Annotated in this window: 8 protein-coding genes; 5 read left to right on the forward strand and 3 right to left on the reverse strand. The window is 40.2% G+C overall.

Annotated elements, in window-relative coordinates:
• The first annotated feature begins 79 nt into the window (after positions 1-79).
• A complete protein-coding gene (locus FOC32_RS08560) occupies positions 80-1,327 on the forward strand; it encodes an MFS transporter (RefSeq protein WP_034705524.1) in 1,248 nt (415 codons plus the stop codon).
• Between the two features lie 29 nt (positions 1,328-1,356).
• On the opposite strand, the gene FOC32_RS08565 is transcribed toward FOC32_RS08560, so the two are convergent.
• The 3 genes from FOC32_RS08565 to FOC32_RS08575 all read right to left on the reverse strand — a co-directional run bounded on the left by FOC32_RS08565 (position 1,357) and on the right by FOC32_RS08575 (position 4,394).
• Complete coding sequence (locus FOC32_RS08565; RefSeq protein WP_175966962.1) at positions 1,357-2,790, reverse strand: alpha,alpha-trehalose-phosphate synthase (UDP-forming); 1,434 nt, start codon at positions 2,788-2,790, stop codon at positions 1,357-1,359.
• A complete protein-coding gene (gene otsB / locus FOC32_RS08570; RefSeq protein WP_175966964.1) occupies positions 2,783-3,628 on the reverse strand; it encodes a trehalose-phosphatase in 846 nt (281 codons plus the stop codon). The genes FOC32_RS08565 and otsB overlap by 8 nt, the downstream gene beginning before the upstream one ends.
• A 571-nt stretch (positions 3,629-4,199) precedes the next feature.
• A complete protein-coding gene (locus tag FOC32_RS08575; protein ID WP_125279298.1) occupies positions 4,200-4,394 on the reverse strand; it encodes a hypothetical protein in 195 nt (64 codons plus the stop codon).
• Positions 4,395-4,907: 513 nt separating this feature from the next.
• On the opposite strand from FOC32_RS08575, the gene sbmA reads away from it, so the two are divergent.
• From sbmA to FOC32_RS08595, 4 genes are all read left to right on the forward strand, one after another.
• On the forward strand, positions 4,908-6,101 hold the full coding sequence (sbmA, locus tag FOC32_RS08580; RefSeq protein WP_175966966.1) for a peptide antibiotic transporter SbmA: 1,194 nt from the start codon (positions 4,908-4,910) through the stop codon (positions 6,099-6,101).
• Between the two features lie 616 nt (positions 6,102-6,717).
• On the forward strand, positions 6,718-7,701 hold the full coding sequence (locus tag FOC32_RS08585; protein ID WP_175966968.1) for a hypothetical protein: 984 nt from the start codon (positions 6,718-6,720) through the stop codon (positions 7,699-7,701).
• Between the two features lie 481 nt (positions 7,702-8,182).
• Positions 8,183-10,153, forward strand: a complete 1,971-nt coding sequence (locus tag FOC32_RS08590; protein WP_228761295.1) for a M13 family metallopeptidase — start codon at positions 8,183-8,185, stop codon at positions 10,151-10,153.
• A gap of 193 nt (positions 10,154-10,346) precedes the next feature.
• Positions 10,347-12,395 carry a M13 family metallopeptidase gene (locus tag FOC32_RS08595; RefSeq protein ID WP_175966971.1) on the forward strand — a complete coding sequence of 683 codons (2,049 nt, stop codon included), beginning with the start codon at positions 10,347-10,349 and terminating at the stop codon, positions 12,393-12,395.
• Positions 12,396-12,507: the final 112 nt, after the last annotated feature.

Here is a 12,507-nt window from a genome sequence, read left to right on the forward strand (position 1 = left end):
ATTTTTCAGCTATAAGTCCGCGGGGTTTTTCTATGGATGATTGGTAATGGATGCCTGAGCTCTTTCTTTTGGAATGACAATGTTAAATTCACAGCTAATTTCTCGTCTTCAGTCTCCATCACCGTATCTCTGGCAGAAAATCGCCACTGCACTGTGTTTTTTTAGTCTAGGTTTTAGTACAGCTGCCTGGGCGCCATTAATTCCTTATGCGCAGCAGCGCTTATTGCTGAACCATGCTGACTTTGGTTTGCTTTTGCTATGTGCCGGAGTTGGCTCAATGCTGGCCATGCCATTGGCAGGTCGTATGGCGAGCAAGTTTGGTTGCCGTACAGTACTGGCTGTTATTCTGGCTGCATTTCTGTTCATCTTGCCAGCGCTAGCGATTAGTCCTACCAGCTTGATGATGGCAATTACCTTGTTTTTCTTTGGGGCCAGTGCAGGCGCTTTAGGTGTAACTGTAAATATTCAGGCTGCCCAGATTGAAAAACTCATGGATAAAAGTTTGATGTCGGGTTTCCATGGCGTATGTAGCTTGGGTGGTCTGGTTGGTGTATTGGGCATGACCACGTTAATGGGATTTGGTCTGGCACCTTTAACTGGCGCACTGGTCGTAAGTGTGATGTTGCTTGCGATTGCGATGCTTGCAATTCCATTTTGCTTAGGTGGTCAGTCATCAACTACAGAAGAAACTAATACAGCTACAGCAAAACCTGCGAAAAAAGCGCTACCAACATTCGCAATTTTAGGTATTGGCCTGATCTGTTTTGTATCTTTCCTGTCTGAAGGTGCAGCAATGGACTGGAGCGGTATTTATCTGGCAACCCAGTTTAATGTACCTGCAGCGCATACCGGTTTGGCTTATAGTTTCTTTGCTGGCTTAATGGTTCTTGGACGTTTTAGCGGTCATCTCATCATTCAAAGCTTGGGTGAAAAAATCACTATTTTACTAAGTGCTTTACTGGCTGCAGCAGGCTTATTCATGGTGATCTTTGCACCAGTATGGCAAGTCGTTTTAACCGGTTATGCGATCTTGGGTCTAGGTAGTGCTAACATTGTTCCATTGATGTTCTCTCGTGCAGGCCGTCAAAAAACTATGGCTTCTCATGTAGCATTATCTTATGTATCGGTATTTGCTTATACCGGTTCATTGATCGGACCAGCGCTGGTAGGTTTCGGTAGTGAAATTATTGGCTTGCGTTTAGTATTTACGGTCATCGCAGTTGCTTTAATGAGCATTGTAATCCTGAACCATCTGACTGCCGGTCACAAAGAATCAGAAAAAGCAGAAGGTCTTATTGCCGGCCTAGACCATAAAACACCAGCATAAAGCTGGTGTTTTTTATGGGCTTTTCAGACTTATGCATGCATATTGAACTGGGTCGAGATGCCTTTGGCCACTGGTCGATAAATTCGCAAGCTTTGTGATTTTTTCAGGTCCGACAGGAACTGATCACGCCAGCGAATGATATCGAAATTCTTTAAGCCTTGCTGTAAATAGCGGTAACGTTCCAAACGTTCTGACTTAGGCATACGCAAGGCTCTTTTCAAGGCTTTGGCCATACTGTCCTGATCATAAGGATCGACCAGTAAGGCTTCCTTCATTTGCTCGGCAGCCCCGGCATATTTAGACAGAATCAATACGCCTGGATCTAATGGATCTTGCGCAGCAATATATTCTTTGGCGACCAGATTCATCCCGTCACGGATTGAATTCACCCAGCAAATATCCGCCTTACGATAGAGCTGCATCAGGGCTTCATGACCCAAAGTGTCATAGCTACAGTCAAAAGGCAGCCAGTTTGCATTACCATGCTGATGGTTTAAATTCTGCACCGCAGCCTGGAACTGTTCATAAAGTTTTTTATAGCTGTTCACATCCAGTCGGCATGGGCAGGCAATCTGTAATTGCTGGAACTGATTTTTAAATTCAGGCTGTTCATCCAGCAACTCCTGGAATGCATGAATTTTTTCCAGCAGCCCTTTACTGTAATCAATCCGGTCAACCGAAATGATGGTCTTATGGGCATGGGCTTTATCCAGATCAAAGGGCAGGTCAGTGACTTGACTCTCTGCAGCCTGCTTCTGAATTTGTGCTGGATGTACACCGATTGGATAAGCCTTCACATAAATCCGTTTAGACTGATAACTCAGGATTTCATCATTGCGATGCTGGATATTTAATACCTGTTCCAGGAAATCGATACAGTTGGCCTGATCGCGTGGAGTTTGCAGGCCGATGACATCAAAATCTGCCAGATGTCGGGCCAGTTCCTGATAAGGAGGCAGCGTTTGCCAAAGTTTCAGTTCCGGGAAAGGAATATGCAGGAAGAACCCAATCCGGTTGCGCATGCCTAATTTACGACAGTAATGCGCAACACTCAGAAAATGATAATCATGAATCCAGATGATGTCATGCGGTGAAGCCACCTGTTTCAGGTGTTTGGCAAAACGCAAATTGACATCTTTATAGGTTTTAAAATCCTGCGGTTGATATTCGACACGTTGATGCTGGTCATGCATTAACGGCCATAAGGCATTATTAGAAAAGCCGCAATAATAACCCTGGTACTGGGCTTCGCTCAGTGCACTGGTATGATATTCCACATTCTGATGTTTCAGAATCTGAAATTTCTGTTCCTTGTTCTGGTCAACTCTGGAGCCATTCCATCCAACCCAGATACCGCCTATATCTTGCAATGCATCCTGCAATGCAACAGCCAATCCACCAGCCTTCATACTTTCTGGGTTAGGTAGATTCACACGGTTTGATAACACAATGAGTTTAGACATGTGATTTCTCCAATCGTTGTTGTTCTTGTACTTCAATTACATTTAAAAATTCTTTCAGGAAGGCCTGAACTTGAGAGACGTTTTCCAGTCTGTACCGTGCTAGGGTCTGGCCAGGGCCTACTTTGATTGAGCAGCCGTCAAGGGCATTGATGACCTTGAATCCGGCTTCATCGGTCAGGTCATCGCCGATAAACATGGGGTAATGATCAGTGAGATGGTATTGCTGAATAATCTGTTGAATCGCTGAACCTTTATTGGCGCCTTTGGGCACCAGTTCAAAAACATACTTGCCAGCTTTTAACTCAAAGTCGGAAAACTGGTTGAGACATTCCAGCGCAAAAGCATGTACGCGATCTTCTAGTTGAGGATGTTCACGAAAATGTAGCGCAACAGAATAATCTTTAACCTCGATCCGCAAATCAGGGATTTGAACTGCCTGTTCCTGAATATATTGTTTTAGGGCTTGTAGCTGCGACTTATTTAAAGAGATTAATGTCTTTAAATCAGCTTGATAGATTAATTCCAGACCATGTGATCCAGCGATATTCCATTGCAGAGGGTGAATAAGTTTTTGTGCTTGTAAAATAGAACGACCCGTAACTAATATCAGCTGAATATATTGTTGTAAATTTTCCAATATATTTATAATTTCAGAATGAATTATACTTTTATCTGGATCTGGGTGAAATTCAGAGATTGTTCCGTCAATATCAAGAAATAAAACAACCTGGTCTGAGTCCATATTCAGGTTGCAATCATTTAAAATCATCTTTGGCGATATATAAAAAGATGAGCTAGATGAATCTTCTAAATCTTGTTCCCTATGTATGCCTGACATAAATCCACCTAAGTGCATGATATAAAATAGATTAAAATTTAGAGTTAAACTGTGTGATTTTTAATCTAATTAGTTTTATAACATATTCTATTTTTTTAAATGGCTTTAGGCGCAGAAAAGAAACACTTTTGACATGTAAAGTTACTTTGTAAAATTTGGAAATATTCAGCAGAAAAGGTTGATATTCTTTATGTATTTGTAAAATAATTTTTCAGTGATTTTTAATATATTAATAATGATATTTAAGGTATTGCATATTAAGTGATTGAGTAAGTTTAATTGCTATAAATAAGATTCTTTTGATTATTTAGTGTAAAAAATGGTTTTAATTTATATTTCTAGAAATTAATTCATTAGATTTCTATTAAATAATAGGCATTAAATTAGAAATATTTAAAAACACATTTAATATAAAATATAAATATAGCGCAGCCTATTAATTTTTTATTAAAGCCGGTTTTGAAAGGAAGGATAAATTATAAAATCTTGGTGCTACATAGAAGAGAGAGGTTTATATCGTTGAGAGACTAGGTGTAGACATAACCCCATCATAAAGAGGAGAGCAGAGTGCTTATAGCTCTCTCCAGACATCGTTCTCATCTTTCAATGGAATAGTAAAGTTAAAGTCATCATCATTACTGACTAAAAGACTGGTAGGGGTTTGCATCAAAACTTTTAAAACAGTACCAGCTTCAAAAATAATCGGGTGACAGTTTTCCTTTTCCAAGGTCACTGGCTTAAGTAATTCAATCACAGAACTTTCCATATTTTTATTCCCAAATATTGATACTTCGCTATTTTTTAATCTTAACATGATTTTTGCAAATTTAACTAATTTTTGAAAAACCGAGATATAAGTCAACAAGTCGGTCAATTTTTTCTTAAAAAACGCTGAAGCCAGTAACTTAAAGGGCTAGAGATTAAGATTTAATTTTCAAACGATTTGTATTTCTTAAACCCGAACATTTTAGTCCATTTACTAACGAAAAGAAGAGAAGGAGACAAACGGCCCCAAATAGTAAATCTAGCGCAAAATCTGCTTGTCACTTTTTGACAGGCCAGTCATGATCTCCTCCATTCTATTGCATACGTTATGCGCTAGTATTAAAGCAAGAATCATATAATCTGATATTAATTTGGCTTTAGCGATTTTGTGTTTGTATGTAATTTTTTACATTGAATTGCAAATTTATGCTGCAGTTCGTTGAAAGTCTGAAAATAAGAATAAACTGTGCGTCATTTGGATGACCCCTACATCTATAAGGAGAATTAAGCCCCAATGTTTAAGTCATTTTTTCCACAACCAGTGTGGTTTTTTAGTAGTCTGGTACTGTGGTTTCTGATCAATCTTGGCCTTTGGCATAGTGGTGGATCAGGCTGGGGTGTCTATTTAGGTATGACTGAAGGTTATCATGATCTTAAAATGCCGATAGGAATCAGCCGTTTCTGGGCGCCAAAATTTCTCTGGTTCTATCTCTGGTTTTTTGTAAGTACCGCGATATTCGCTACCTTCTGGTATTTTAAAGCGAAACATCCCTGGCAGCGCTGGTCCGTGTGGGGCTCGGCCTTTATCCTGTTCAATATCTGGTTTGGGGTGCAGGTTAATGTCGTCTTAAATGAATGGTATAGCCCGTTCTATGACCAGATCCAGAATATGCTCACCCAAGGGGGCGGAGATGTCAGCCTATTATATCAAGGTGCATTGACCTTTATTTATATTGCCATGGTCTATGTCACGCTGGCGGTGTTTAACCTGTTCTTTGTCAGTCATTATGTATTCCGCTGGCGTACGGCGATGAATGACTACTATACGGCGCATTGGGAAAAGTTACGTCATATTGAAGGGGCGTCACAGCGTATTCAGGAAGATACCATGCGTTTTGCCAAAACTACGGAACAGCTGAGTGTCTCACTTATTGAATCTCTGATGCTATTAATGGCTTTCCTGCCAATCCTGTATGAATTATCGAGTCATGTAAAAGTACTGCCGATTGTCGGTGAAATACCGCATGCATTAATGTGGGCGTCGATCGGTTGGGCAGTTCTGGGAACTGTGATTTTAATGATTGTCGGGATGAAACTACCTGGGTTGGAATTCAATAATCAGAAAGTAGAAGCAGCTTATCGTAAAGAGCTGGTTTATGGTGAAGATTATGCCGATCGTGCTCACCCGCTTACCTTGCAAGAACTGTTTAGCCGGGTCCGTAAGAATTATTTCCGCTTGTATTTCCACTATGCCTATTTCAATATGGTCCGCATCTGGTATCTACAACTGAATAATATTTACGGATTATTTATTTTGTTTCCAAGTATTGCTGCGGGTGCGATTACACTGGGTTTAATGATGCAGATCTTGAATGTTTTCGGTAAGGTTCGTGAGTCTTTCCAGTATCTGATTTTATCCTGGCCTACGATTATTGAATTACTCTCCATCTATAAACGTTTGAAAGCATTTGAATCCCATCTCGAATAATTTTTTCTTATATTCATAGACAATTTTAAAAGCCAGACCAGCATAGGTTTGGCTTTTTTATTGATTAATTTTTATCCAAAATCAAATTGAAAATTACGATCTGCAGAAGTACAAAAAAATAGGATGAGTGGTACCCAAACATCCCAATATTAGGGTATTCAAGCTATTTTTTTTGTCTAGAATTTTAAAGGCCAGCCAGGGTGGTATTTAATTTCCAATAATATGGCGTATAAAAACAATTAGTGTACGTAAAGGAAATTATTCAAATTATAATCTCATTCAGACAGCGATAGAGAGCATAATTGCCGTTATCATACATGATAATAATATCTCTAATTTTTGTTGAATGACTAACCGGAGAACTGATCTGTTTCTTCGGTTTTTTTATATCTTTTTTCTACTGCTTCATCTTTCAATTGATGAGTAATCCAGCGTATTTATTGATATTGAAGAATGTTAATTTGATCAATTTATTTGGCTTTAAGCTAGATGAATTAGGCATTCTATTTCCCATTTTTAGTGATAGGTCTCGCTATATTTTTATATTTATCAATCTGTTGAGATTGTTGTTTTGGCACATTTGCTATATGTTATAGAGGCTTGGGGGAGATAAGCAGTGAAGCTAAAATTAATAATTCCAACAATATGTGTAGCAAGCCTGGCTGGATGTAACAGTATTCAGCAAATGAAATCAGATATGCAGCATCCTTATGTAAGTCCTCAAGAACTGATTGTTAAAAGAAACTTGAATCAGGCTGACGGTTCGGCAAAAGAATATGTTTATTCATGGGAAAAATCCAAGCAGCATCTGGAGCCACAATCCCTCTATCCACGAACCACCTTAAGCCAGTATTGTCATGAACGGGGCGGCAAGTTTTCTCTACTGTATAAGAGCCAATTGGCTTCAGTAAAAGATTCTGCCCAGAAGAACCGTTTAAGCAAAAACCGTTATGTCACTCAGGGTATTGGTGCCTATCAATGTACGATGCCCCAAGGGCAAAACTGGATTGTTTCTATTGAGCCGATTTCTGAACATCAGCCAGATAAGAATAATACTACGCGTGTAGTCCGGATCTTAAGCAAACTTCAAAGCCCAGCTGAAGCGCGTCATTTCTATCAGGGCCATAAGACTACGACTAAGTCTAATAAAATTGCCGAGAAGAATGCAGCCAAAACCTCAGTCAAAGATGAGAAAAAGGAATTAGATAAAAAAGAAGCTGATAAGAAAGAAATAAAAATACCTGCTGTTGAACCGACAGTGGTTGCTGTCCCTGCTGCTCGTACAACTAGTATCGAAACGCCACAACAGCAACAGATGAAATTGTATGTAGCTGCACGTCGTGATATCAATAGCGGCAAGAACCTGAACAATGCCTGCAATAATGCCCAGCGTGCCTATAACTATGGCAAATTACAGGGTACAGAAGGAACACGTGTCTATACTGAATCAGGTATGTTAGTGGCACGCTGTTTAAGCAGTATTCCAGTCTATGCTAACCGTATTCCAAATTCCAAGGTTCAGGCCAAACGAATACTGCAGAATCTGGCCACCAACTATAACCATACTGGGGCGAAGAATCAGTTGAGACAGTTAAAATAAGTCTATTATTTTCACATGCAGTTTGATCATTTATTTAGCAGATTAGATGCTCATGAAAAGTCATCTACTTTAAGGATTGGTGATATTGAAAAAAGTATTTCTTAAGCATAGGCGGACTTAAAAATAATATTTTTCTTTTGAAGATCAATGATAAAAGATAAATAGTTATTCTGTTGATAGGAATAAAAATTAATTAGTATTAGGTTGCAAATCGAACCTTATTTCACAGTGAATCTCCCATCGCCATCTCAGATTTTCTCTTCTATATCTCCTGTTAAATACAAGCTAATTCAACGGCATATTTTAGAAATTATTGGTATATCTTTTGCTTAAAAATTATCAGTCTTGTGCTTATGGACTGAGCAAGAAAAACTAATTGATTTTTAACATACACAATAATGAGATTTATCGCTTGAGAAAACATATTTTAAGTCATTTGATTCTTGTGGGTGCATTTCTACATTCGTCTGTGAGTTATGCAGTGAGTACAACTTCATTAAAATCGGCAATTGATCTGAATGCGATTGATCGGACGGTTGATCCAAAGCAGGATTTTTATCAATTCGTGAATGGAAACTGGCTGAAAACCGCAAAGATTCCAGAAGATCAGGCATTGTCGGGTGCATTTGCTGAAGTGAGTATGAAATCAACCCAGCAGTTATTTGACATTTTTAATGAGCTGGCTAAAAAACAGTATCCGCAAGGTAGCAATGAACAAAAGGTCGCAGATCTCTATGCCAGTTATATGGATACCGATCGGCTGGAACAACTTGGGCTTGAGGCATTGCAACAAGACCTGCAGCGGATTGAAAGTATCAAGACCAAAAAAGATCTGGCAGAGTTTTTTGCCTATGCGGAAAAAATCAATTTGAATTTGCCCTTCTCTACCCGTTTTTATCAGGACCGTAAAGCTTCTTCCAAGGCTATGATGTATGTAGGGCAAGGTGGCTTGGGGATGCCTGATCGTGATTTTTACCTGAGTGAGCAGCCTCGACAACAGGAAATTCGCAATACTTATCTGCTTTATATCGCCAATACCCTGAATTTTGCCGGTCAGCCTAAGCCGATTGAAGATGCTCGCACTATCCTGGCTTTGGAAAAGGCACTGGCAAAAATTAGCTGGTCCGCTGTGGAGCTACGCAATGATGAGGTGAGAACCTATCTCGTTGAGACTAAAAATATCATTAACTATATGCCTTCTTTTGACTGGATGAATTATTTCTCAGAACTGGGCTTAAAAGGTGCAAGAAAAGAGGTTGCGATCTCGCAGATTAATTATTTGCGTCAGCTGGATCAGTTATGGAAGGTCGTTCCAATTGAAACTTGGCAAACCTATTTGAAATTCAACCTGATCAATAGTTATTCACCATTTTTAACAGAAGTTTTTCAAAATCATCATTTTGAATTTTATGACAAAACGCTAGAGGGTGTACAAGCACGTTCTCCACGGAATGACTCTGCCTTGAAGCTAACTAATGGTATTTTAGGCAATGTGCTTGGCAAGCTTTATGTAGAAAAGCACTTTAATGAAAGCCAGCGCCCAGCGATGCTGGAAATGGTGGAAAACGTCCGTAAAGCCTTTTATCTGAAACTGGATCAGGCAGACTGGATGGGTTCGGATACCAAAAAACAAGTACGGCATAAACTGGACAGCATCAATATTAAAATCGGCTATCCGAAAACATGGCGGGATTATTCAGCCCTAGAGATTCGTAAAGATGATCTGATTGGTAATATTCAGCGGACCCGGCTGTTCAATTACCAGCGTGAACTGGATCAGGTGGGAGAGCCGATTGATCCAGAAGCCTGGCACATGTCGCCACAAACAGCCAATGCTTACTATAACGTCAAGCTCAATGAAATCGTATTACCTGCGGCCATCTGGCAGGCGCCATTTTATTATGATGATAGTCATGATCCTGCGGTGAATTATGGTGCTATAGGGGCTGTTATCGCACATGAAATTAGTCATGGTTTTGACGACAGAGGAAGCCGCTTTGATGCCAAAGGCAAGGGTGAAGAAACCTGGAACGAGCGCGACCGTAAAAAATTCAATGAACGCACTAAAGCCTTAGTCGAGCAATATAAACAATACGAAGCTCTCCCAGGGCATAAGGTGAATGCGGAATTAAATAAAAGTGAAAATATCTCTGACAACTTGGGCTTAGGGATCGCTCATATGGCTTACAAGTTATCGCTCAAGGGTCAGCCAGCACCTGTCATTGATGGCTTTAGTGGAGATCAGCGTTTTTATATAGGCTGGGCACAAGTCTGGCGTAGTAAAAGTAATCCTGAATATCTGTTAAATAGCCTAAACCTTGCCAGCCATGCACCAGGTCATGTACGTGGCAATGGCGCTGTCCGTAATCAGCAAAGTTTCTATGAAGCTTTTGAGATTAAAGAAGGGGACAAGATGTATTTATCATCTGAAAAACGAATCTCCATCTGGTAACAGGTTTTAAAAAACAGGTCTATTTATCTGAAAAGAGACAGGCCTATTTTTTTATCTAAACGACCAGCAGGCAGAGCCAAGACCAGTTTAAAAATTGGCATATATGCTGCTTGTAAAGATTTAAGTGTTTGATTATTAGGTCAACACGTATTGATAAATTTAACTGCGCAGTGAAGCGCGAGGATAGCAAGCTTTGAAAATTTTTCTAAAAACCGCATTGGTAAGTGCTTTATTAGCCGTTTCCTCTGCAAATTATGCTTCAGATCAAACCGCTATTGCAGCACTTGGCTCGGGGATTCATCTTCAACATTTTGATAAAAAAATCGCACCACAACAGGACTTCTATCAGCATGTAAACGGGCACTGGTTAGAGCATGAGGAAATTCCAGCTGATATGCCAAACTGGGGTGCATTCACAATTTTGCGTGAAAATTCGACCCAGCAATTACATGACATTGTAGAAGAGCTGGCGAAAACCAAATCGGAATATGGCAGCAATGAGCAGAAAGTGGGGAGTTTGTATGCCAGCTTTATGGACACGGAAACTTTAAATGCAAAAGGTATCCAGCCGCTAAAAGCAGATATCGCCAAAATTGAGGCCATGAAAAGCAAGAAAGATTTTACTTTGTTGCTTGCAGACTATGCAAAAAACCGTGTCAGCACGCCTTTTGAGTTTGGCGTGATGCCTGACTTGAAAAAGTCTGATCAAATGGCGGTGTTTTTGGGTCAAAGTGGTTTAGGTTTACCGGATCGTGATTACTATTTAAAAGACGATGAAAAACTGAAAAGTGCCCGTGAAACTTATGTTAAACACATTGCTAAGCTGTTGACGCTATCGGGTGAAACAGAGGCAGAAGCGGCTGCACATGCACAATCTATTCTGAAGTTAGAAACTGAAATTGCCAAAATTCATTGGGATAACGTGCAGAACCGTAATCTCGAAAAAATGTATAACGTCTATACATTAAAAGACGTCAAAAGCCTGGTGCCAGAATTTGACTGGAAAACCTATTTTAAAGCGACGGGTTTAGACAAAAAAACCAAAACCGTAATTGTGGCGCAAAAAAGTTATTTTGAAGATTTAAACAAGATTTTAAGCAGCACACCCCTCGATGTATGGCAAACCTATTTCAAATTCCATCTGATTGATGGTGCTGCACCTTACTTAAGTCAGGAATTTGCTGATGCAAACTTTGAAATGTACAGCAAAACCTTACGCGGTGTGACCGAGCAACGGGCACGCTGGAAACGTGGGGTTGATATGACCAATGCGGTACTCGGTGAAAGTCTGGCACAAGTCTATGTCGCAAAACATTTCCAGCCTGAACAGAAACAGCGCATGGAAAAACTGGTAGAGAACCTGTTGCTGGCATTTGAACAGAATCTGGAAAAACTGGACTGGATGGGTGCAGAAACCAAAGCACAGGCACACCGTAAGCTGAAAAGCTTTAGAGTGAAAATCGGCTATCCAAATAAATGGCGTGACTACAGCAAGCTGGAAATTAAAGATGGCGACCTGATTAGTAATCTGCGTCGTACCAACAGTTTCAATTATGACATCGCGCTGGATAAACTGGGCAAACCGGTTGACCGTGAAGAATGGCATATGCTGCCGCAAACGGTAAATGCTTACTACAACCCGATGGGCAATGAAATTGTTTTCCCTGCTGCGATTTTACAGCCGCCATTCTTTGATATGAATGCCGATGATGCCGTGAACTATGGGGCAATCGGGGCAGTAATTGGGCATGAAATCAGTCATGGCTTTGATGATCAGGGCAGCCGTTTTGATGCGGACGGCAATATGAAAAACTGGTGGACTGAAGAAGACGATAAAAAATTCAAGGAAAAAACCAAAGCTCTGGTCGAGCAATATAATGCTTATGAAGCGATACCGGGCTATCATGTCAATGGTGAGCTGACCTTAGGTGAAAATATTGCCGATAACTCAGGTCTGGCGATTGCCTATGAAGCTTATAAACTGTCACTGAATGGCAAGTCTGCACCGGTGATTGATGGATATACTGGAGATCAGCGTTTCTATATTGGCTGGACGCAAGCATGGCGTGCCAAAGTTCGTCCGGAACTGGCATTACAGCTGTTAAAAACAGATCCGCATTCACCAGCAGCCATTCGTGGCCGTGCGACCTTAGTTAACCAGAAACCTTTCTATGAAGCCTTTAGCGTCAAGCAAGAAGATCCGATGTATCTGGAAGAAGATAAACGGGTAAAAATCTGGTAAGTCTGATTTCCTCATTCGATTCCAAAAATCCTGGCTGATGTCGGGATTTTTTTATCTCTCAGGTTACAGAGTTCTACAGGTTTTCCAACCTTTTACATGCTACAAAGAAACT

This window comes from Acinetobacter sp. FDAARGOS_724, assembly GCF_013364475.1.
Lineage (GTDB): Bacteria > Pseudomonadota > Gammaproteobacteria > Pseudomonadales > Moraxellaceae > Acinetobacter > Acinetobacter variabilis.